Source organism: Chitinophaga filiformis (genome assembly GCF_021646545.1).
Classification (GTDB): domain Bacteria; phylum Bacteroidota; class Bacteroidia; order Chitinophagales; family Chitinophagaceae; genus Chitinophaga; species Chitinophaga filiformis_A.
In genome coordinates this window covers 590818-613633 of record NZ_JAKIRP010000003.1, presented here as the reverse complement: position 1 = coordinate 613633, position 22816 = coordinate 590818, and the positions used below count along the sequence as shown (strand labels likewise).

16 protein-coding genes are annotated in these 22816 nt (G+C 46.2%); 7 read left to right on the top strand and 9 right to left on the bottom strand.

Translation table 11 applies throughout. The features are described from left to right. Positions 1-47: 47 nt before the first annotated feature. From dapB to L3C95_RS11955, 5 genes are all read right to left on the bottom strand, one after another. Complete coding sequence (dapB, locus tag L3C95_RS11975; RefSeq protein WP_236387341.1) at positions 48-764, bottom strand: 4-hydroxy-tetrahydrodipicolinate reductase; 717 nt, start codon at positions 762-764, stop codon at positions 48-50. A gap of 49 nt (positions 765-813) precedes the next feature. Further along, positions 814-1503: a DUF5683 domain-containing protein gene (locus L3C95_RS11970; RefSeq protein ID WP_236387339.1), complete on the bottom strand. Its 690-nt coding sequence runs from the start codon at positions 1501-1503 to the stop codon at positions 814-816. After that, positions 1496-2428, bottom strand: coding sequence for a ParB/RepB/Spo0J family partition protein (locus tag L3C95_RS11965; protein WP_236387336.1), 933 nt, complete (start codon positions 2426-2428; stop codon positions 1496-1498). Before L3C95_RS11965 ends, L3C95_RS11970 begins: the two co-directional genes overlap by 8 nt. Then, on the bottom strand, positions 2412-3233 hold the full coding sequence (locus tag L3C95_RS11960; RefSeq protein WP_106603209.1) for a ParA family protein: 822 nt from the start codon (positions 3231-3233) through the stop codon (positions 2412-2414). Before L3C95_RS11960 ends, L3C95_RS11965 begins: the two co-directional genes overlap by 17 nt. 99 nt (positions 3234-3332) lie before the next feature. Next, entirely contained in the window at positions 3333-4013 is a 681-nt protein-coding gene (locus L3C95_RS11955; protein WP_236387334.1) for a metal-dependent hydrolase, read from the bottom strand. A 294-nt stretch (positions 4014-4307) separates the two neighbouring features. Between L3C95_RS11955 and L3C95_RS11950 the strand changes: the two genes are divergently transcribed. The 5 genes from L3C95_RS11950 to porQ all read left to right on the top strand — a co-directional run bounded on the left by L3C95_RS11950 (position 4308) and on the right by porQ (position 11425). After that, positions 4308-5567, top strand: a complete 1260-nt coding sequence (locus L3C95_RS11950; RefSeq protein WP_236387332.1) for a metallophosphoesterase — start codon at positions 4308-4310, stop codon at positions 5565-5567. A 157-nt stretch (positions 5568-5724) separates the two neighbouring features. Beyond that, complete coding sequence (locus tag L3C95_RS11945) at positions 5725-6615, top strand: hypothetical protein (protein ID WP_236387330.1); 891 nt, start codon at positions 5725-5727, stop codon at positions 6613-6615. 202 nt (positions 6616-6817) lie between these two features. Further along, positions 6818-7435: a porin family protein gene (locus L3C95_RS11940; RefSeq protein WP_236387328.1), complete on the top strand. Its 618-nt coding sequence runs from the start codon at positions 6818-6820 to the stop codon at positions 7433-7435. A 171-nt stretch (positions 7436-7606) separates the two neighbouring features. Continuing rightward, positions 7607-10009 carry an endopeptidase La gene (gene lon / locus L3C95_RS11935; protein WP_236387326.1) on the top strand — a complete coding sequence of 801 codons (2403 nt, stop codon included), beginning with the start codon at positions 7607-7609 and terminating at the stop codon, positions 10007-10009. A gap of 363 nt (positions 10010-10372) precedes the next feature. Next, positions 10373-11425: a type IX secretion system protein PorQ gene (gene porQ, locus L3C95_RS11930; RefSeq protein WP_236387323.1), complete on the top strand. Its 1053-nt coding sequence runs from the start codon at positions 10373-10375 to the stop codon at positions 11423-11425. 300 nt (positions 11426-11725) lie between these two features. On the opposite strand, the gene L3C95_RS11925 is transcribed toward porQ, so the two are convergent. Next, positions 11726-12457 carry a pyridoxine 5'-phosphate synthase gene (locus tag L3C95_RS11925; RefSeq protein ID WP_236387321.1) on the bottom strand — a complete coding sequence of 244 codons (732 nt, stop codon included), beginning with the start codon at positions 12455-12457 and terminating at the stop codon, positions 11726-11728. A gap of 114 nt (positions 12458-12571) precedes the next feature. Beyond that, positions 12572-13900, bottom strand: coding sequence for an adenosylhomocysteinase (gene ahcY / locus L3C95_RS11920; protein WP_236387319.1), 1329 nt, complete (start codon positions 13898-13900; stop codon positions 12572-12574). Between the two features lie 516 nt (positions 13901-14416). Here ahcY and L3C95_RS11915 point away from each other — a divergent pair. Further along, positions 14417-20461 carry a gliding motility-associated C-terminal domain-containing protein gene (locus L3C95_RS11915; protein WP_236387317.1) on the top strand — a complete coding sequence of 2015 codons (6045 nt, stop codon included), beginning with the start codon at positions 14417-14419 and terminating at the stop codon, positions 20459-20461. Positions 20462-20463: 2 nt separating this feature from the next. Next, a complete protein-coding gene (locus L3C95_RS11910; RefSeq protein ID WP_236387315.1) occupies positions 20464-21375 on the top strand; it encodes a type IX secretion system membrane protein PorP/SprF in 912 nt (303 codons plus the stop codon). A 301-nt stretch (positions 21376-21676) separates the two neighbouring features. Here L3C95_RS11910 and L3C95_RS11905 read toward each other — a convergent pair whose 3' ends face one another. Next, positions 21677-22171, bottom strand: coding sequence for a GNAT family N-acetyltransferase (locus L3C95_RS11905; protein WP_236387313.1), 495 nt, complete (start codon positions 22169-22171; stop codon positions 21677-21679). 17 nt (positions 22172-22188) lie between these two features. After that, on the bottom strand, positions 22189-22815 hold the full coding sequence (locus tag L3C95_RS11900; RefSeq protein ID WP_236387311.1) for a DsbA family protein: 627 nt from the start codon (positions 22813-22815) through the stop codon (positions 22189-22191). Between the last annotated feature and the right edge of the window lies 1 nt (position 22816).

The window sequence follows — 22816 nt, the reverse complement described above, 5'->3', positions numbered from 1 at the left end:
CCCTCCCAGATGTTCTTGTTACTACAAAGATAACAGCTTTTTACGTCTTAAAGGCTCAGTACATCTTTCATACTGAAGATCCCTGTTTTACCTTTCAGCCATTCCGCAGCAATCACGGCGCCGGAAGCGAATCCTTCGCGGGAATGGGCGGTATGGGTAATGGTAATATCGTCGATAGCGGAGGTATAGGTGATGCTATGGGTACCAGGCGCAGGATCTATACGCTTAGAAATGATGGAGAGCTGCTCAGGTTTGGAAGTCTCCTCATTTACCCATTCCTGTTTACGACGTACTTTCTCCATCAGCTGCTCGGCGAGAGTAATGGCGGTACCACTCGGCGCGTCCCGTTTCTGGGTATGGTGGATCTCCTCCATTTTTACCTCATACTGGGACTGATTCGCCATTAATTCTGCCAGGCGTTTGTTAACCTCGAAGAAGATATTCACGCCCACGCTGAAGTTACTGGCGTAAAGGAATGCCCGGTGCTGTTCCAGGCACAAAGATTTGACAGCAGGGAGTTGTTCCAGCCATCCGGTACTGCCACAAACGACAGGCACATTAGCGGCGAAACACTTCAATATATTATTATAGGCGGTTTCAGGACCCGTAAACTCGATAGCCACATCTGCCTTGCTGAGTTCTTCCTTCTCCAGCAGGTGCTGACTGTTCAGGTCAATACGATGAACGATCTCATGTCCTTTAGCTACGGCGATGGCCTCAATTGCCTTTCCCATTTTTCCGTAACCGATAAGCGCTATTTTCATAATATATTGAGTTAGATAGTATTAGTAGAAATTCGTAAAAGGGGAGAAATCACCACTTGTTGCCAAGGGCGATCTGATTGCTGTACTTCTTCTTACCACCTATGGAGAACCGCAGACTGAGCCCAAGTGCCTGATTATTAATAACGGTTGGTACGATCTTCATACTCAGGTCATCCGACATGTTGAAGTCTTTCAGGTGGGCAAATACAGTGGCATCCACAATATTTAATCCATAGGCAAGCACAAATACCAGCACGGAGTAGTCTACATATTCCCGGTAGGCATCCCGCAGGAATTTAAGACCATTGTCACTGTACAGTCCAACATAGTCATCCACCGTATCAGCATTGCCGTCCGAGCGGATACGATAGGCGTTCCGGAAGGTACGATAGTTGTCCATGTTGATAATAAAGGTACCGGTAGTGATGCCGAGGGCGGCATATACCAGGGGGATCTTCCAGTACTGCCTGTTGTAGGCCTGTCCGAGGCCCGGTAGTACGGCAGAATAAAAAGCTGCCTTCCGCGGACTATGAGGAGTGGGAGCGACAGGTTTTACTGAATCTCTTTTAACATACAGTTCAGTAGTGTCTTTCCGGCTGTCCGGCTGCTGTTTACGCAGGTAGGCAGCCTTGGTGCTGTCCTGGGCCAGCAGGGTAGCGGGCAGACAAACAAATACCGGTAATACCAGTAAGTAAAGACGTAGTAAATAAGAAAATGTATTCCCGGACTGTTTAGCCACCGTATAAGTCTATTTTTTCTAATATGCTATCGAGTTCCTCGTCAGAGTAAAACTCGATGGTAACGCTACCTTTTCCATTCTTGCTTCTGTCCAGTTTCACTTTTGTGGCAAAATGACTTGCCAGGTTATCTTCAATCTTCTGGTAGGCTGGTGGTAGTGAGCTTTTTGCAGCCTTTTTCACATTGCCTTTGTCAATATGGGTGGTTTTACGCACCAGGTCTTCTGTTTGACGTACGGAAAGCCCATGTTGCATGATCTCGTTAAAAACGAAGAGCTGTTTCTCTACATTTTCCACAGCGATCAGTGCTCTGGCGTGTCCCATGCTTATTTGTCCGTTGCGGACAGCTACCTGGATATCAGGGGGCAGTTTAAGCAGGCGTATATAGTTGGTAACGGTACTTCTTTCTTTACCCATACGGTCGGCTACCTGTTCCTGAGTGAGTACACACTCTTCCATCAGGCGTTTGTAGCTCAGGCCGATTTCTATGGCATTCAGATTTTCCCGCTGTAAGTTCTCCAGCAGGGCCAGTTCCAGCAGTTCCTGGTCGTTCGCTTGGCGGATATAGGCCGGAATATCCTTTAGACCTGCCATCCGGCTGGCGCGTAAACGCCTTTCACCTGCTATCAGCTGGTATTTGTTAGGGCCCACCTTGGACACGGTAATAGGTTGTATTACATCGTGCAGCGAGATGGACATACTTAATTCCTGTAAAGCTTTCTCGTCAAAGTCCCGGCGTGGCTGCTTAGGGTTCACATCCACCTGATCGAGCGGGATACGCTCAATACCGGTAGCCCTTGCCACGACCTGCTCACCCAATACGCTGGTGGTCTGTTTCAGGTCGGTATCAATATTTTGCAGCAGCGAGCGGATACCTTTACCCAACGCCTCTTTCTTATTCGGATTCCCCTTACTCTGATTGCTCATTGTTAATTGCTAATATTTTATCTTCCAGGTTAATACGTGTGAAGTTATTCTTTTGCAGAATTTCTTTGGCCAGGTTGAGATAGTTGATCGCACCGGTACTGGCGGCATCGTACATGATCACAGACTTACCGAAGCTGGGCGCTTCACCCAGTTTGGTATTACGGTGAATGATCGTGTTGAATACGCTTTCCTCAAAGTGTTGTTTCACTTCATCCACTACCTGGTTGCTCAGGCGCAGACGGCCGTCGTACATGGTCATCAGGATGCCCTCTATGGCCAGGTTGGTATTTAAACGGCTCTGAACGATCTTAATTGTATTTAACAACTTACCCAGACCTTCCAGTGCAAAAAACTCGCACTGTACCGGAATGATCACCGAGTCGGACGCCACCAGGGCATTCACCGTGATCAGACCCAGGGAAGGGGAGCAGTCTACTATAACAAAATCATAATCATCCTTTACAGCATCTATCACCTGCTTCATCACCTGCTCCCTGTTGGGATGGTTGATAAGCTCCAGCTCTGCACCTACCAGATCAATATGAGATGGCAGCACTTTCAGATTCGGTGTATCTGATTCCAGGATCACATCTTTGGCCTGCCCGTCATTAACCATGCAGTCATATAAGCTCTGCTGTATATTACGCAGGTCAAAACCTAAACCGGTGGTACTGTTAGCCTGCGGATCCGCATCTACCAGCAATGTTTTATACTCCAGTACAGCCAGGCTGCTTGCCAGGTTAATAGCACTGGTAGTTTTTCCTACCCCACCTTTCTGATTTGCGATTGCAATTACTCTTGCCATTGTTGATTAGGTATTTCTTAGGTTTTACTATAGGATAATAAATAGGGCATGGCTCAGAAAGACGCTGGTCTCGTTCACCATGAAAAGATATGCGTTTTACTATAGATTGATACTGCTTCCTATTGCCGGCAGCAATAATTCCAGTCCTGCGGCTGAAAACTGTTGCTGCGTTTTTTCCTTATCTATCTTAATGTACCCAAAGGTGTCGTAGTGTACGCCGATAATGCGTTTACAATCAACGAATCCTGCCGCTACAATCGCATCGTCAGCTCCCATGGTGAAATTATCTCCTATTGGTAAAATTGCAAAATCCAGTTTAGCATACTTAGGGATCAGCTGCATGTCAAGAGTCAGCGCTGTATCCCCCGCAAAATAAAAATTCCCATCCTCAGTGGTAAACACAAATCCCATTGGATTGCCCCCATAAGACCCGTCTGGCAGGCCACTGGAATGGTGAGCTACCACACATTTCACTGTGCCAAAGTCAAAATGCCACTTGCCGCCTGTATTCATCGGGTGCACTTTCTCAAGGCCCTGTCTGCCCGCCCATTCGGTCAGTTCAAAAGCACCTACAACAGTTGCGTTTGTACGTTTTGCCAGTCCTACGAGGTCGGCCACATGGTCTGCATGACCGTGGGAACAGAATATATAGTCAGCCTCTATCTTGTTGATATCTACCGCCTTAGCCAGTTCGTTGTGTGTAATGAAAGGGTCAAAAACAATCTTCTTCCCCTTAATTTCAACCGCAAAACTGGAATGTCCGTAATAGGTGAAATTCATCTTGCAGGTGTCTATGTAAACAAAGTATATACTTATCCAAAGTGTACAAAAGTACAACGATTAGAGAATAATAAGGTCTACCCCGCTATTTATTTATTCACAGCTGGTGCACATTTCAATTGTTAATTAACTCAAAATGAGATGTTTAATATTATTTGTTAAAGTAAATGCAAAATCTGCTTTCCGGTACAATATGTGGACGGGTAGTTCGTCATACCATGATACCGCCCGCTGGTACCAAAAAAACGGATAGGTGTACCGAAGGGATTATTTTTGTAAGGACAAATTCTCTACATGCGTTCTGGATTCAACACGATAGTACTGTTAATCATACTATTACTACTCGATCTTTATGTTTTCATGGCCATTAAGGCCATTTTTAATGGTTCATCAGCAAGAGTGCGCAGCTTTGTATTTGGGGGCTACTGGGGACTATCAGCCCTGGTAATAGTGACGATCGCCCTCTTACCTTACCTGAACTGGCAGGAATGGCCTGTCAATGCCCGTTCCTATGTACTTACTATCATATTCGGACTGGTTTTCGCAAAGGTGCTGGCGGCAGTATTTCTCCTGCTTGATGATGCCCGGCGCGGTATCCAGTGGATTATCGCCAGGTTTTCTTCCGGCGGAGGGGAGGCCGTGGCTGCCAATGCCATCTCCCGGTCAAAATTCCTTTCCCAGATGGCATTAGTACTGGGAGGCGGTATGTTTGCCACGCTTGTATATGGTCTCTCTAATAAATACAATTACCGGGTGCATAAGATGAAACTCGCTTTCAAAAACCTGCCTCCCGCTTTCAAAGGACTTAGAATCGTACAAATATCTGATATTCACTCCGGTAGCCTGACAAACAAAGAGGCAGTGGTAAAAGGAGTGGAGCTCATTAATGCACAAAAGGCTGACATCGTGCTCTTTACCGGCGACCTGGTGAATGACCGGGCCACCGAAATGGATAGCCTCATGGAGGTTTTCAGCCAGGTGAAGGCGCCTATGGGCGTGTATTCGACCTTGGGCAACCATGATTACGGTGATTATTACGCCTGGCCCGATAGGGATGCTAATGGCTTTAGTGCCCTGCGCAACCAGAACCTGGAAAGACTGAAAGCAGTGCATGGGGAACTGGGCTGGAAATTGTTGATGAATGAACATGTTACCCTGGAGCGTGGCGGACAACAGATTGGTTTACTGGGAATTGAGAACTGGAGCGCCATGAGCCGCTTCCCTAAATACGGTGATATGAAGAAGGCATACACCGGCGCTGCTCACCTGCCATTCAAGATCCTGATGTCGCACGACCCCACCCACTGGGATGCCCAGGTGAGAACAGAATATCCTGATATTGACCTGATGCTGGCAGGCCATACCCATGGCATGCAGTTCGGTGTGGAGATCCCCGGCTTCAAATGGAGTCCCGCCCGCTTTATCTATAAGGAATGGGCCGGTCTTTATAAAGAGGGCGACCAGCGCCTGTACGTGAACAGAGGCTTCGGTTTCCTGGGTTATCCCGGCCGTGTAGGCATTCTGCCGGAAATTACTGTCATAGAGCTGACATAACTTGTCGGCTCCAGTTTCGCAGTCAACGACATTCCGTCCTCATCCACCGATAAACGGCTATAGTCTATCGGCTATTTACCCTATCTTGCAGCTGTAAAATGCTCCGTGCATGCGCTGCTGCTTTCTATTCTTATTTCTGTTATGTAGTAAGGCTGTCATGGGCCAGTCCCTTGCCGAGTTGGAACGACAACTGGATTCCCTGCTGAAAAAGAGGGAGAAAAGTGAGTTGATCCTTGGTGTAGGGTATGGCAATAGCCCTGCCTATGGCAAAAAAACACAGACATATGAGACGCCGATAGTCATGAAACCTTTCCTTTCCCCAACGGTCTCCTACTTCCATAAAACAGGATTATACGCCAGCGCCAGCAGCTATTACCTTTTTCAGGCAATCGGCAAACCCTGGTTCGAATGGGACCTTTCGGTAGGATATGACTATTCAAAGAACAGGAAATTCCTGACAGGTATTTCCTATACCAGATATCTCTTCACCGATTCCGTTGATATTCCGGTTACACCTATCAACAATGAATTGTTTGCTTACTTCTATTACAGGGACTGGTGGTTGCAACCCGGCATCAGCCTGGACCTGGGTTGGGGCAGCACACAAGAGAGGATTGCTGGAGGCCGATTGAACCGGAACATTTCCGGAAAAGATTTCAATATCGTTACAGCAGTACGTCACCCGTTCATCTTTATCGACGTTTTAAAGAATGATGACGCCATTTTATTGACGCCGTCTGTCGGGCTGACGATGGGAACTGCCAATTATTACAGCAATCTTAAGTCGTTCCAGTATCTTTCCCGCTCTCCGAAATTACATTGGGAATGGAGCGATACCCCGCCACCGGAAGATATCCAGCGGTCGTTTCTGAGCAGCAAGACCGCCACCGGTTTTGAAATGCGGGCAATTGACCTTACCGTCAATGCATCTTACATGATCGGCAACTTCACGATCTCACCCTCCTATACTATTTTCAAACCTTTCCAGGGAGAAGAAAAACAACTCACCGGCTATTTTACGGCCAGGTTAGGGTATACTTTTAAGTGATCCTATTTAGCATTTTTACTCTCACGTTACTGTTTTTTGTATTTTGTTATCCACACATTGCTAATTGTTAATAATTGTAGCACGCATTTTGCTATCTGTCAGGATAGGGGTATGCTTTGTGAGGAACGTTATATTAATCAGACCAGAAAAACCTTTAAATCAATCAATAAAATCATCCTCTTCTGTTTAAAAAACAACTATTATGAAAAAACTGTTTCTCGCGATCGCAGTACTCAGTGTGACTGCCGTTTCTACCGCAAATGCTCAGACCAAATTCTTAAGATTCGGTCTTAAAGGAGGTGCTAATCTGGGTAAACTGGACGGTCAGGGTTACAAAGATGGCTTCAATCTGGGATATCACCTGGGTGGTTTTGCACAGGTTAACCTGACAAAAGCCTTTGGTGTACAGGGTGAATTGATCTTTTCTTCCAGCACAGTAAAAACTACAAGTAATTTCGGCGAGGTCGTTGATCCTGAAAACCTGAACGATCCTGCAAACAACGACAAAAAGATAAAACTGAACTATCTGAGCATCCCGCTGCTGGCGAATATCTCTTTGGGTAGCCCGCGTGTTAAACTGCAGGTAGGTCCTCAGTTCAGCGCCCTGGTGAGCGACAAGAATGTATTCAAAGGTGCTGATGATGCCTTTAAGGGTGGTGACGTATCTGGTGTGGCCGGTTTATGGCTGCAGCTGCCAATCATCAATATCAGTGCACGTTACATCATTGGCTTCACCGACGTAAAAGGTATAAGTACTGTTACCGACAGAGGCAACTGGAAAAACCAGAGCATTCAGCTGGGTGTAGGTGTGACTTTGTAAAAGCAGCTTAAATAATATTGAAGAGTCGCCTCGTTATAAAACGGGGCGACTTTTTTAATATCATTATCTTTTCGTGGCATTATACTTGACAATATACCTATGCTTATAAAAATGAATGGAAAGAAGGCCGCAGGCTGACAATTTGGCCACTTTCCCGATTAAACTACGCAGATGAATAGATTCTATTTTGCAAACTCGGAAGAAGAGATGGAGTTCATGCCGATTATCCCTTTGAATGAAGAGAATGATGGCCTGGAGGACGAGAAGATACCTGAAGAACTGGCATTATTACCGCTAAGAAATACTGTACTTTTCCCTGGAGTGGTACTGCCAATTACTGTTGGCAGAGATAAATCCATAAAGGCAGTAAATGATGCCTATAAGGCAGACAAACTGATAGGGGTTGTAGCACAAAAAGACAGTACCATAGAAGATCCCAACCTGGTCGATCTTACCGATGTAGGTACTGTGGCCCGTATCGTTAAGCTCATTAAAATGCCGGATGGCGGCACCACAATCATTATACAGGGACGAAAACGTTTTAAGATCAGTGAAATAGTAGCAGAAGATCCTTACTTCAAAGCCCGTATCGAACTGCTGCAGGATGAAATAGTGACAGATGATCCGGAATTTGACGCCTACATTTCTTCCATTAAAGACCTGGCAGGGCAGATCATCCAGCTATCGCCCAACCTGCCATCCGAAGCCAGTATCATCCTGAAGAACATTGAAAATGAATCCTTCCTGGTACACTTCGTGTCTTCCAATCTGAACTGTGACCTGAAAGATAAACAGCAACTGCTCGAGATCAACAACCTGCGCACTCGTGCAGAATTGCTCCTGAAATTATTGCAGGTAGAACTGCAGCTGGCAGAGCTGAAAAATAAGATCACCAACAAAACCAAGGCAGATCTTGACAAACAACAGCGGGAATACTTCCTCCAACAGCAGCTCAAGTCCATCAAGGAAGAGCTGGGAGGCGATTCTAATGACCGTGAGGTAAAGGAATTGCAGCGCAAGGCGGAAAAGAAACAGTGGACAGAAGCCGCTGCCGACTTATTCCGTAAAGGCATTGAAAAGCTGGAACGTATGCACCCCAGCACGCCGGATTACTCCGTAGTGTACAACCACCTGGACCTGATGCTGGATCTGCCCTGGAAAGAATATACCGAAGACAGCTACGACCTGAAAAAGGCGAAAAAGATCCTGGACAATGACCATTATGGTATGGACAAGATCAAGGAACGTATTCTCGAATACCTGGCCGTTCTCAAACTGAAAGGCGACATGAAGTCTCCGATCCTCTGTTTTGTAGGTCCTCCGGGTATCGGTAAAACGTCCCTGGGCCGTTCTATCGCCAGCGCCATTGGCCGTAAGTACGTACGACTGAGCCTTGGTGGTCTTCATGATGAAAGTGAGATCAGGGGGCATCGTAAAACATATATCGGCGCTATGCCAGGTCGTGTATTACAATCCATCCGCAAGGTGAAAACTTCCAATCCTGTTATGATCCTCGACGAGATCGACAAGATCGGTAATGACCACCGCGGCGATCCAAGTTCTGCTATGCTGGAAGTACTGGATCCGGAACAGAACGGCACTTTCTACGACAACTACCTGGAGCTGGAATATGACCTGAGCAAGGTGTTATTTATCGCTACCGCGAATAATATTAACGCTATCAGCCCTGCTCTTCGCGACAGGCTGGAGATCATAGATTTAAGTGGTTATTCCATAGAAGAAAAAGTGGAGATAGCCAAACGTCACCTGATCCCTAAACAGAAGGATGCACACGGTCTGAAAGCGCTGAAAATGCGTATCAGCAACAATATCATCGAAAGAGTGATCCAGGATTATACCCGTGAAAGCGGTGTGCGAGAACTGGACAGGCAGTTTGCCTCTATCATGCGTTCCATTGCCAAAGACGTGGCGCTGGAAGAGGAAATACCTGAAAGCCTGACAGAAGAGCATATCGAGGAAATACTGGGTAAGTCCCGGTACTCCAATGAGATCTACAAGGTGGGCAACCCGGCAGGTGTAGCAGTAGGACTGGCCTGGACCTACGTAGGAGGGGACATCCTCTTCATTGAGACCAGCCTCAGTGAAGGTAAAGGTGAGCTGAAGCTGACCGGTAACCTGGGTAACGTGATGAAGGAATCCGTGAGTACCGCACTGAGTTACCTGCATGCACACGCCAGGGAATTCAAGATCGATCCTAAACTGTTCAGCCAGCGCAATGTCCATGTACACGTTCCGGAAGGAGCAGTACCGAAAGACGGGCCAAGCGCCGGTATCACGATGCTGACAGCCTTAACGTCTGCATTTACAGGCAGAAAGGTGAAGTCATACCTGGCTATGACAGGTGAGATCACCCTCCGCGGACAGGTATTGCCAGTAGGAGGTATCAAGGAAAAGATCCTGGCTGCCAAAAGAGCAGGTATTAAGGAAATTATCCTCTGCTGGCAGAACGAAAAGGATATCAAAGAGATAAATCCCGACTATATCAAAGGATTAAAGTTCCATTTTGTAAAAGAAATGAACCAAGTGATCGATATAGCGTTATTAAAGAAGTAACATTTCCCTGCCAGCCTTTTTTAACAGTTGTGGCTGGCAATGGATACTAATGTTGATTGTTTTAAGGGTTTGGGAATGCCATATGCAAAGCGTATGGCATTCCTGTTTATAATCAAATGATTACGTTGTTTACGGAGCCCCATGTAAGATCAAAACCCAGGGCCCTCCTCAAAGTCAGATGAAAAGTCAGGATGCCGGAAGTAAACTCCTGCAGACCCTTAAAGATTACTAAGACCCTAAAGGCACCTAAACACACTGAATACATTGAAAGGCGACAAAGTCTGTTTCCAATAACCTCTCCGCCTGATAACCGGCTTACTTTAGTGTTTTATAACCTATTATTATTTAGTTTTATGCCTCTTTATGAGGAAAAACATCATTGCGCTGCTGATTGCGCTCCCATACCTCTGCCTTTCTATGTCAACCGCCAGTGCCCAGGTACTGGGAGGAAAGAGCGTATTCTCCTTCCTTGATCTGCCCGTTTCCCCGCAAATAGCTGCTCTGGGCGGCTCCAACGTCAGCTTACAGAATAATGATATTGCTTTATCTGCGCTGAACCCAGCCTTGTTAAGGGAGAATATGCACCAGCATTTGCAGATGAATTACACCAATTATTTCGCCGGTGTGCAGTATGCCCACGCCATGTTTGGCTACCACCTCGAAAGGTATGGTACTACGCTTGCCGGCAGTGTACAATACATTGATTATGGCAGCGTCACCCAGACTGATGCAGCCGGTAACGTTCTGGGAAGTTTCAAGCCGCGGGACATCGCCTTTCAGCTAACAGCTTCCCGCAGATACCTGGAGCGGTGGTACTACGGCATCAGTATCCAGTATGTTCAATCGTCCTATCTGCAATACCGTGCGTCCGGATTAGCATTTCACTTTGGCCTGAATTACCAGGACACCGCCCATCACTGGCAGGCCGGTCTGGTAGTACGTAACATGGGAACACAGCTAAAGACTTATACAAAAGACAACCAGGAACCTTTACCCTTCGATCTGCAGATTGGTATCTCAAAAAAGCTGGAGAATCTTCCCCTGCAATTCTCTGCTACTATACACCACGTACACCAGTTTGATGTCCGTTATGCCGATCCTGACTTCCAGGAAGGTAACATTATCTCCGACGGTGACACGACTGGCAATGGCAACACCGCAGACAAAATCTTCCGGCATTTTATACTCGCTGCGCAATGGGAGATAGGCCGTTATATAGAACTGACAGCATCCTACAATCATCTCCGCAGACAGGAACTAGGTTTACCGCAGCAAAAGGGTATGAGTGGCATCTCCGGAGGACTTGGCATTATCACCCGCAAGCTGCAATTAAGATATACACGCTCCTGGTATCAACGCAGTGAGGCCTTGAATCAATTGGGCATCAATCTGCCATTAAAGGAATGGAGATACTAAGCCCACCGCCAATATCTGCCATCAGCCTACCCCTAATAGGGAGCCTGGAGGTACGAACGGTTTCAGGAGGGAGGACCGGGCCTTCGGCTCTCCGGCGACACGACCAGTGCTGCCCAATTCATCTTCCAAATCCCATTCGATTGACAACGCCCAATCGGCGTCCAGAGAGGCGCCGACCGGGCCCCCTTCCTGAAACCGCGAGAAACATCAGCAAACGCCAACCAAACACCAACAAAACACCAAAAAAAACGGGACTACAGAACGCATCTGTAATCCCGCAAAAAAGTATATCAACAACAGCTACTCTTCCAACTGTCTCTTATACAACTGTATCGTATTCTCCAATCCGAAATAAAGCGCATCACACACCAGCGCATGCCCTATAGACACTTCTTTCAGCTGAGGAATATGCAGCTTAAAGAACCGTAAGTTATCAAGATTAAGATCATGACCCGCATTAAGATCTAAACCAATAGCCGTAGCAGCACGTGCAGTATTTTTATAGTCATTGAACAGCTGAAGATTCTGTGGCTGTGTACGTGCACGCTCATACTCTTCCGCATAAGGACCGGTATAAAGCTCAATACGATCTGCACCAGCAGTCTTCGCCGGCTCTACTTTATCTACTTCAGCATTCAGGAATATAGACACACGGATACCCGCTGCTTTTAATGTACCAATAACCTCCCGGAGAAAAGACTGGTTCTTAACAGTATCCCAGCCGGTATTGGAAGTGATAGCATCAGGAGGATCCGGTACCAGCGTTGCCTGATGAGGCTTTACAGAGAGCACAAGATCCATAAAGTCTTTTGAAGGATATCCTTCAATGTTGAATTCCGTTTTCACCAGCGGCTTCAGATCTCTTACGTCCTGGTAGCGGATATGCCGTTCATCCGGTCTCGGATGTACGGTGATACCGTCTGCGCCGAAACGCTCGCAGTCCTGCGCTACTTTTAATATATCCGGCATATTACCACCACGCGCATTGCGGAGAGTGGCAAATTTGTTGATGTTTACGCTTAGCTTGGTCATAATACAAAATTAGTGGAATTACGTGGATAGTAAATGAAGAGGGGAATAACTTAAAAGTAAATAGCCCATAACTATCACAGTTATGGGCTATTGCTAATATAGTGATTAATCAGATTAGTATCTGTAGTAATCTGGTTTGAACGGACCTTCAGCAGGGATGTTCAGGTATGCTGATTGTGCAGGAGTCAGCACATCCAGTTCCACACCGATCTTCTTCAGGTGCAGACGGGCAACTTTCTCATCCAGGTGTTTAGGCAGTACGTAAACTTTGTTTTCGTATTTGTCTGTATGCTGCCACAGTTCCAGCTGCGCCAGTACCTGGTTGGTGAAGGAGTTACTCATCACGAATGATGGGTGACCGGTAGCGCAACCCAGGTTCACCAGGCGGCCTTCAGCCAGCAGGATGATGTCTTTACCGTCGATAGTATATTTATCTACCTGAGGTTTGATCTCAACTTTAGTATTACCATAGTTCTTGTTCAACCAGGCAACATCAATTTCGATATCGAAGTGACCGATGTTGGATACGATACACTTGTCTTTCATCAGTTTGAAGTGTTCAGCAGTGATGATATCGCGGCAACCGGTAGTGGTTACGATGATATCAGCTTCTTTCACAGCATCGCTCATTTTCTTCACTTCATAACCTTCCATAGCAGCCTGCAGCGCGCAGATAGGATCGATCTCTGTAACGATCACACGGGCGCCAGCACCTCTCAGAGATTCTGCGGAACCTTTACCTACGTCACCGAAACCGGCAACAACGGCAACTTTACCGGCGATCATCACGTCTGTAGCACGACGGATAGCGTCTACACAGGATTCGCGGCAACCATATTTGTTATCAAATTTGGATTTGGTAACGGAGTCGTTGATATTGATAGCAGGAATAGGCAGAGTACCATGCTGCATACGCTCATACAGACGGTGAACGCCGGTAGTGGTTTCTTCACTCAGACCTTTCGCGTGTTGGATCAGCTCAGGATATTTATCAAATACCATGTTGGTCAGGTCGCCACCATCGTCCAGGATCATGTTCAACGGACGGTCCTGGCTGCCGAAGAACAGGGTCTGTTCAATACACCAGTCAAATTCTTTTTCATTCAGGCCTTTCCAGGCAAATACAGGTACACCTGCAGCAGCGATGGCAGCAGCGGCGTGATCCTGGGTAGAGAAGATGTTGCAGGAGCTCCAGCGAACCTCAGCACCTAGGTGAACCAGGGTTTCTATCAGTACGGCGGTCTGGATGGTCATGTGCAGACATCCGGCAATACGCGCGCCCTGTAAAGGCTTGGAATTGCCGTACTCTTCCCTCAGGGACATCAAACCCGGCATTTCGGCTTCTGCAAGTTCAATTTCTTTACGTCCCCACTCGGCCAGAGACATATCTTTTACCTTGTAAGCAAGGGTAAAGTCAATGTTAGAATTAGCAATTGTAGACATTATTTCTTGTTTTGTGCAAATCTACCGTTATTTTATGGGTTTAAACTATGCATTTGTTCTTTTTTTATTTAGCCAAACAGAACAATAGCACTTTTATAACCCGCTTGACCTCACAAGACTGCTAAAAATATGTTGTGACACCGTTTTAGCATAAGTATAATAATTTTTTCCACTATAAATGTGGATTTATAATTTATTGAGCATTAGTACTTCATAGTACTTATCCACATTCGGACATGCCATATATCCACAGAATATATAAAATTGTTTGTATAAGTATGAAAAAGTAAATATGTTTGTATCTTATATATATGTATTGTCTTTTGTTTTATAAGGTAATACTGTAGGTGGTTCCCAGAAATGGGGGTGGTGAATTGTTTGATGCGAACTACCAAAAAAATCCGGCACATCACAGTGCGCAGGCTAACCATCTTTATTGAGCAGTGACTTTTTTTAAAGTATTTGATGGATTATTACAACTTTACACAGATTACTATGTTCAAGCTTCCCAATCCTATGAAACGCAGTTCCATTGCAGCGTTGCGTAAATTGCCGAATGCCATTTGCAGGATCGTGCTGCCTTTGTTATTGCTGCTGATGTGCAGTGAGCTCAATGCGCAGACTGTTAAAGCTGTGATCAATCCTTCCGGTGGTACTCCTGCGTCTAATGACCTGAAGATCGAGATACTCAGTGACGGTGGAATCAAGGTCACGCGGAAAGGATTGTTAGAAAGTTATATCAGAACAGACAGCTCTCAGGGTATGAGAGCTTTTTTAGATTTTAAGAACAGCTCTTATCTGGTTCCCCCAAACCTGAAAAGTCCTGCTGTTTGTTACATTTCTCCCATATCAGGTAGCGGCGAATACTGGGATCCTTACAAGGTACATATCGTAGGCACCATCCTCGATAAATATAAAAACTATCCTACCGGACAAACCGGTACGGTAACTATCATCGTGTCTTACGTGAAGAATACCAATTATTTCTTCATGGACTATGTATTACACCTGCCACAGACCAGCGGCTTCACGAAAGCACTGCTGTATCAGTCAGAGCAGGTAGTAATGGGTGCTGCCGCGGGCGATGATCCTGATGCTGCCAGTACCTGTTCTTACGGCTTCATAAGCCCTGATGGTACTACCGTCGGCGTGTATCGTGATGCCAGCTGCGCCCTCACTCCCGAAGCGCCCAGAAGCCACGTATACCGCTCACTGAGGAAGTTCGATTCCTGGGAGGTTTCCCTTCCCGGTCACCGTTTCTATATAAATGACGCCGGTTACTTCCCTTATAATACTGTTGCCGGCGGTATTGACGGCAACGCCCGTTCCATGGGTATCATGAAACAGTTAGGCTCCGTGTTCCGTGACGGATCGCTCGATCCTGACCCGATGAACTTTAAAACATATCGCCTTCTTTCCGGATATGGAACGAGCATGACAGAGTTCGACACCATCGCGGCGATGAAAGATACTATCCCTGTTCCCGGATTTGCGGCCGTGAATATCAAATTCTCCAACGGCACCTTATCAGGTAATGAAGGAAATACATCCGACGGCGAAAAGGCGGCACAGGGCCTTACCCTCACCGTATCCGGAGGCAAGCTGAATGCACCTGCCTACGTACTGGTAAAATACGATGCGGCATATGCTGCCAACTATTCACATCCCGCTGTACCTGGAACAGATTTTACTCTCACAGAGGAAGCTTTCCTTGTACCTGCAGGCGACTATACCACGCCTAAAAACGTGACTATTCCTAATCTGCATGTAATTGGAAATGACCAGCTACAATATAGCCGTACCCTTCGTCTTAAACTGGTAAGTACCTGTACTTCCCTGTTAGGGATCTCCGGAACTTCCGAAGTGGATTATACCATTGTCGATGATGAGCCGAGAACGCTGACAATGAATATTGACAGTACGTCCCTGTTTGAAGGAAATTCTTCCAAGGCAAGGATCACCATGCCAATTGGTATTACCTGTCCGGAAGATATCGTGATCACTTTTTCCCGCGTCGGAACATCTACCGCTGGCGATACTGACTACGTAGTACCTGCTAATGTGGTAATACCTGCTAACCAGACAGGTACACCTGTATTCACTTTCAGCGCGAAAGCAGACAGAGTGCTGGAAAACACAGAGAACCTGTCCCTGAAATTCCAGGGTACCATCTTAGGTATCGGCGTTGCCAGCCAGAAAGACATACAGATCAAAGACAGTACCTTCCTGAATCCTGCTTACTCACAGATCCAGGCCGACTGTATCTCTCCTGATGCAGCACGACCTGTTCCTGAAGGGTATAGCGGTTTCCTTGGTCTGCACCTGCCTCCGGGAGTAACTACAGAAGTCACCATCACCCTGCAGGACATCTATGTGGATTGGGACAATGCTACTGCGGAAGACCAGGTAGACTTTGACCTGAACTATTATTCCGGTCTGGAGTTCAAAATAACGCCAGGTACTACAGTTACGAAAGTGCCTTTTACCGTCTTCGCAGATAAACTGATAGAGAGCGCTACACCTGAATATTTCGACCTGGATCTGGTAGCGATAGATGATGTAGGCGCAGGCCGTGTATATAATTATACCGGTCCGCAGATAACTATCAGAGACGTGGATGCCGACAGTTCCAACAAAGTGATCCTGACAGCTACGCCATCAACTATTAAAGAAGGAGATGCCGGTGCAACTGTAACAGTATCATTACCACCGGGTGTTACAGCATTGTATGATATTCCGGTAGTTATATCAAAAGGTCTAAGCTCACAAGCAAATGATGCTGATCTGGCAACAACATTGCCAACCAGCGTAGTGATAAAAAAAGGACAGAACTCCGTATCCTTCCCGGCTAAAGTGATCGCCCAGGCGGATAACGTACTGGAAGCTGACGAAAGCCTGTGGATCGTAACCCAACCTAACGGATTCACCACAGACTCTTCCCTGATCACCATCCAGGATGCTACAGGAGATGTGCCAGGTAACAAGGATATGAAGATCGAACTGGTGACGCCAACTTTAAAAGAAGGTAGCAACAGCGGTATCAGGATCAGTTTTGTAAATACAACAGTTACCGCACAGGATCCGATCGTTATCACTTTATCACACGACGCTTCCTCAGCAGCTGCAACTACAGATTATAACGTTCCGGCTACTATCACACTGCCAGCCGGTCTGAATACATTTACTATAACCGGCGGGTTCACTGCTGTCAGCGATAAGATCTTTGAAGCAGATGAAGCAGTTACCCTCACAGGTGTGGCTACTACTATCCCAGGCCTGACGGTAAGCGGTTTCAGTGGATTGATCCAGGATGGTACCGGAGATGATCCTGCAAATAAACAGATCACCGTTACATCCAGTCATCCGGAAATGGATGAAGGCGGCACGGGCTACAGCTTTACTTTCAGCCTGCCTGCCGGTTTCACAACAGAAGTACCGATCGACATTACACCAGCGCTTGTACCACCATCTACTGCTGCTGCAGATGATTATACTTTAGCTACCACTCCGCTTACATTGACCAGTGGTAACAGTGTAACAACAGCAGTAACAATTGCAGAAGATGTTGTGGTAGAAGGAGATGAGAACATGGTACTGGGTGGTACAGCTACTTCTCCGGCTATTACCGGTCTGACAGTAGTACCAGCTACCGTGGTTATTAAGGATAAAACAAAGATCTCCGGACCAAAAGTTACTACAGATATAACAGATATCGTTGAAGGCGGCGCAGGGGCATTCATTACGATTACTTTACCATCAGGTACAGTGCCTGCCACTCCTTTGACTATCAACCTGACAAGAGGACTCAGTTCCCAGGCTGTTGCCGGCTTTACCGGTCTGCCACAAACAGTTACACTGAGTGGTAACTCCGTTACCATTCCGGTGCCTGTAGCGGCCAGCATGGATAACATACTGAATGATAATGAGAAGCTGGTAGTGATAGTAGAAACCGAAGGTTATCCGAAAGACTCAGTAACGCTCAACATGATTGATGTTACTGCAAATGATCCCGCAAACCTGAAGGTCACTTTCACACCGCAGCCAGCAAGCCAGGGTGATCGTGTAAAAGAAGGTGTTCCATATACAGTGCGTGCCAGCCTTCCTCCGGGAGTGACGCCATATAAACCCGTGATGTTGTCAGTATACGCAACGTCGGCATCACAGGCAGTGTCTGCAGACTATACCGGAGTGCCTACCAGTTTTACACTGAATCCGGCAGTAGGTTATGCAGACTTCACCATCAATCCAACGGCAGACAAGATCATTGAAAGTCCGGAACTGTTACAGTTCACCGGTGGTGCGACGCTGATGCCAAACTTAGTAGTTGACACTTTTGATCTTTATATAGACGATGCTACCATCAGTGACCCGACTAAAGCGGGCCTCCAGATATCATTCGATTCTACTGCCATTACCAAAGGTGGTGGCGCAACAAAAGTAACGATCGGGTTTGCTGATCCAGCAGTGATAACAACTATCCCTATCACTATCAACATTACACCGGATCCTTCTTCTACTGCTGATATCACTAACTATGTTGGTCTGCCAACAACAGTGACCATCGCAAAAGACAGCAATAAGGTAACCTACTTCCTGAGTGTACCGAACAACTACAAACTGGAAGGAACTACCATACTGCAGTTTGCCGCCAGTTCGACAGGCTTCACCTTCTTACCGGTACCGGCACTGAACATTCTGGAAATAGCAGGAGCGGCGCTGACAGTAGAGAAAGTAAGCGACGCTGCAGAACCATCAACAGATGGTGCATTTATCATCAAAATGCCGATCATTTCCACATCAGATGTTACCGTAAGCTATAGGGCAATATATAGCGGTACCAATATCGAGCCGCTTCCAACATCTGTAGTTATTCCGGCCGGCTCTCAGGAAGTGACCGTACCTGTGCGTATAAAGGATGACCTGATACTACAGGGTGACCAGACATTGAGAGTAACACTCACAAACGCGGTTGCAGACAATGGTGGTAATCCTATCAACATGACGGTGGATATTACACCTGTGTTGATAACAGTAGTAGATGATGAAAATGCTACTACCGGTCCAAAATCAGATGCCCGTAAGATATTAATAGAAAGGATCAGTGATGCGACCCAGCCATCTACTCCGGGTGCATTCAGGATCCGCTTTAATGATTCAACACTGGTGGCATCAGACAATGTGAAGGTGATCTATAACCTTGGAGGTACTGCAACGCCGGGCACTGACTACAATATCTTACCTGGATATGCGATCATTCCGAAAGGAGAGAGCATGGTGTATGTGCCAGTATCACCTGCCGGCATCCACTACGCAGGACCAGATGTAACAGTACAATCTACATTGACAGACGCTAGTTCTGCATTGCCTAATGTAACCTGGACATTTGTCAACAACCCGGTAGCTACGCTGATCATTTACAACCATAACATCGATACGCCAACAGTAAACCTGTTTGCTGCTACCAGCCAGATCACAGAAGGAGAGGAAGTTGAGTTTGTGATCAGATTGAGCAGGACTATTACAGTAGATCTGCCTGTAACGCTCGATGTTACCAATGATATTTACAGAACACTTACACTTTCAGGTGGTACAGTAAACGGTAAGAGCATTGAGGTAACGGTTCCGAAAGGTAAACAGGAAGCGCGCTTTAAAGTGAAAGTAGACGACAATGAACTGAGTGATGATGATGGATGGATCAAAGCAGCAGTAAAGGATTATGATCCGCTCAGCGCCAAGCCTCCTTATTATACCGGTCTGGCAAGTGAAGTGATCAATTCCGTGGGTGACGACGATTCACTGAAACTGACCTTTACTGACAGTCGTTATGCAGTGAAAGTAGCGTTCGATACCATCGGCCAGCCATTACCATTCAAGCTTCGTTTGAATCGCGCCAGCTCACGTATCATCACTGTATACTATGAGTTCTATACACCGGCGCCAACTGAGATCCCTGCTAATACACTGGCAGCAACACCAGTAAAAGACTATGATAATACAGTATCGCCTGTATTGATATTACCTGGTGAAACAGAAATTGAGATCCCGGTATTAGTGAACAGTGTCGAGAAGGATAAGGTCTTCGGTATGCGATTGCTGAGAGCGACCGTATCATCTAACCAGCATCCGCCAACCCTCGATTCTATTATCGCTGCCACTGGTCTGATCCAGATCTGTATGGATTGTGATGTGGATGGTGATGGTGTACCAGACTATGTAGAGCGCTTCATCACAGACGGCAGATGGAAGGATGATAACGGCGGTAACCTGCGCGTACATCCGGCAATGTCACCAAACAATGATGGATTGGGTAATGATGCGATGCAGATCGAGAACATAGAGAAATATCCGGAAAATGAAGTGACAGTATTTAACCGTTGGGGCGGTACCGTATTCACAACGAAGAATTATAACAACCAGACGAACAACTTTAATGGTAAGGGTAATGTCGGTGGTGCTAAAGGCCAGGATGTTCCGGATGGTTCTTACTTCTTTATCATCCATACTACGGATGCCAATGGTAATAAGAAACGTTCTACTGGATTCATTGTAATAAAAAGATAGCGATGACTGCTAAGACGAAAATCCTTTTAAATCTACTTGTAGCGGCTGCATGTTATGTACCGGCGAAGGCTCAGCAGAGTCCTATCTATTCCCAGTACATGCTGAACGGAATTGTCATCAATCCTGCTTATGCCAGTACGGATGAATCAGCCAGTTTAACAGTAGTAGGACGTAACCAGTGGGTAGGAGTGGATGGTGCGCCTAAAACAGCTACCATGTCGTTTTATACGCCGATGAATCAAAAAGGGACCAGCATTGGTTTCTCGGCCATGAGAGAATCGATCACCGTTCAGACACGTACCGACTATAACCTGCTGGCAGCACAGAAGGTATCGCTGAATGAAACTTTGCAGCTTGCCATGGGACTGCAGGCCGGGATGTCGCAATACAATGAAAAGAATAGTGAACTGACCACCACCGACCCTACATTCGCTTCCAATCTGAGTTATTGGAAAACGCAGGTGGGATTTGGCTTCGCCCTCTTTTCTGAGAATTTTTACCTGGGTTTATCTGCGCCCGCCTTCAAAAGTTTTGATCTGGGCAACAGTGTAAATAAAGTGAAGACAATTTCACACTATTATATGCAGGCTGCGTATGCAGCAAGAGTAAATGACGACGTACTGGTAAAACCTTCCATATTGCTGAGACAGGCGAAAGGAAGTGGTTTTCAATATGATATCAACACAAGTGTACTTCTAAAGGAGATAGTTTGGCTGGGAGCTTCCTGGCGTTCGGAGAAAACGGTGACGGGTCTGGTACAGGTGAGGGTAGGACCTTATTTCCAGATCGGTTATTCCTACGATACGCCGATGTCATCCAACCTGAAAGGAGCACAGACGGTATCACATGAGCTCATGCTGAATTTACGTTTCGGATGGAGTAGTGATCACGAAATTCTGCCGCGTGTTTTCTAATTCATGAGCTTATATTACCGAAAACACATACTGATTTAGCAAATTCCCGCATAACAAATGCGGGAATTTTTTTTGGCCTTATATTCTGTTGATAATGAAGGGCTAGCGTAGGTTTCCTTCTTTTTAGGAAAAAGACGGAGGCTAAAATCCATGTTTAAACATTTATCGTATGTATGTATAGATAGGTGAAGAGGGATAAGAATATTTTCCGGATACACCTGAAGAATTTTAATTAGAAAAGTTGTGTCTTTTAATGGTTAACTTGGGAAACAGCCTGGTATTTTTACCAGGCTGGATTTTTTTATAGCGGTTTCCGCATGACGTAGTCCCTCATCCAGTAATCGTTACCGATATACGTATCTTTCTCTTTCAGGATGGTAAAACCCTGTTTTTCGTAAAAGAACCTTGCCTTATTATCCCTTTTTACATCCAGTTCCAGACTGGTGGCATTCGCAGCTTTTACGCGTTCAATCACGGCCTCAAGCAGGAATTTGCCTACACCTTTCCCCTGGTAGTCGCCATGCAGGTATATCTTCTGCAGCTTGTAAATGCCCGGTTCGTCGGTAGTACTATATGATGCAAACCCAATAGCCCGCTGTTCATCGTACAAGAGGAGAAACGCATGTTTTTTTTCTTCCATCTGGCTGGTCAGTGAAGCTGTGCTGTACATCATGCCTATCATATATTCGAGCTGTTCCGGTGCCATGAGGTCCTTGTAGGTCGGTCTCCAGATCTCGTCTGTAAGCTGCTGTATGAGTGGAATATCGCTGATGGTAGCTGTTCGTATCTGATACATAATTTATCCAGTGATTGTTATGCCTTTCCTTTTATTTTTTCTATTACTTCCAGCAAGCGTTCTATCGGCGTATATCCTTTAGCGATGAGGAAGTACTCCTTACCGTCGTCCAGGATTGCTGCCGGAAAGCTCGTTATACCCCATTGTTCCACTTGTTTGAATTCCTGAACAGTATCATACCTGTTGGCATCTTCTTTCATTTTTGCCAGGAATTCTTCTACAGGCAGCTGATATTTTGACAATAAATGGCGATAGGTATCATCGTCATTCAGGCTCTTGCCATCATAGTTTAAAGCCAGCTGCATATCGTGTGCAAAAGACAGCGCATTAGCGGGCTGATATTGTTTGAATACAGTGAGTGCAATGCTGGGTTTCTCTGAATCCATGACATCGTCTGTGTGCAGATATTCTTCCAGAAATGCCGGTCCGAATTTAACACCGGTTACTGCCTCAACCTGTTTATGCGCCTGGCTGATATAGTTGTACATAGCTGATGCCGGCCTGTGATTGGCACTGAGGAACATCCCTCCGGAAAGGACTTCAACTTCCATTTCGTTTTCGAACCGCTGAAGTAATTCCTCTATAACAGGTGTAAAACCATAACACCACCCGCAAAGGGCGTCGTATATGTAGATCAGTTTCATG

Bases quoted from the DNA above. Each gene is read 5' to 3' on its own strand.
- L3C95_RS11915 (WP_236387317.1), top strand. From the start codon at position 14,417: ATGAAACGCAGTTCCATTGCAGCGTTGCGTAAATTGCCGAATGCCATT.
- L3C95_RS11955 (WP_236387334.1), bottom strand. From the start codon at position 4,013: ATGAATTTCACCTATTACGGACATTCCAGTTTTGCGGTTGAAATTAAG.
- dapB (WP_236387341.1), bottom strand. From the start codon at position 764: ATGAAAATAGCGCTTATCGGTTACGGAAAAATGGGAAAGGCAATTGAG.
- L3C95_RS11945 (WP_236387330.1), top strand. From the start codon at position 5,725: ATGGGCCAGTCCCTTGCCGAGTTGGAACGACAACTGGATTCCCTGCTG.
- L3C95_RS11950 (WP_236387332.1), top strand. From the start codon at position 4,308: ATGCGTTCTGGATTCAACACGATAGTACTGTTAATCATACTATTACTA.
- ahcY (WP_236387319.1), bottom strand. From the start codon at position 13,900: ATGTCTACAATTGCTAATTCTAACATTGACTTTACCCTTGCTTACAAG.
- L3C95_RS11940 (WP_236387328.1), top strand. From the start codon at position 6,818: ATGAAAAAACTGTTTCTCGCGATCGCAGTACTCAGTGTGACTGCCGTT.
- L3C95_RS11905 (WP_236387313.1), bottom strand. From the start codon at position 22,171: ATGTATCAGATACGAACAGCTACCATCAGCGATATTCCACTCATACAG.
- L3C95_RS11900 (WP_236387311.1), bottom strand. From the start codon at position 22,815: ATGAAACTGATCTACATATACGACGCCCTTTGCGGGTGGTGTTATGGT.
- lon (WP_236387326.1), top strand. From the start codon at position 7,607: ATGAATAGATTCTATTTTGCAAACTCGGAAGAAGAGATGGAGTTCATG.
- L3C95_RS11925 (WP_236387321.1), bottom strand. From the start codon at position 12,457: ATGACCAAGCTAAGCGTAAACATCAACAAATTTGCCACTCTCCGCAAT.
- porQ (WP_236387323.1), top strand. From the start codon at position 10,373: ATGAGGAAAAACATCATTGCGCTGCTGATTGCGCTCCCATACCTCTGC.
- L3C95_RS11965 (WP_236387336.1), bottom strand. From the start codon at position 2,428: ATGAGCAATCAGAGTAAGGGGAATCCGAATAAGAAAGAGGCGTTGGGT.
- L3C95_RS11960 (WP_106603209.1), bottom strand. From the start codon at position 3,233: ATGGCAAGAGTAATTGCAATCGCAAATCAGAAAGGTGGGGTAGGAAAA.
- L3C95_RS11910 (WP_236387315.1), top strand. From the start codon at position 20,464: ATGACTGCTAAGACGAAAATCCTTTTAAATCTACTTGTAGCGGCTGCA.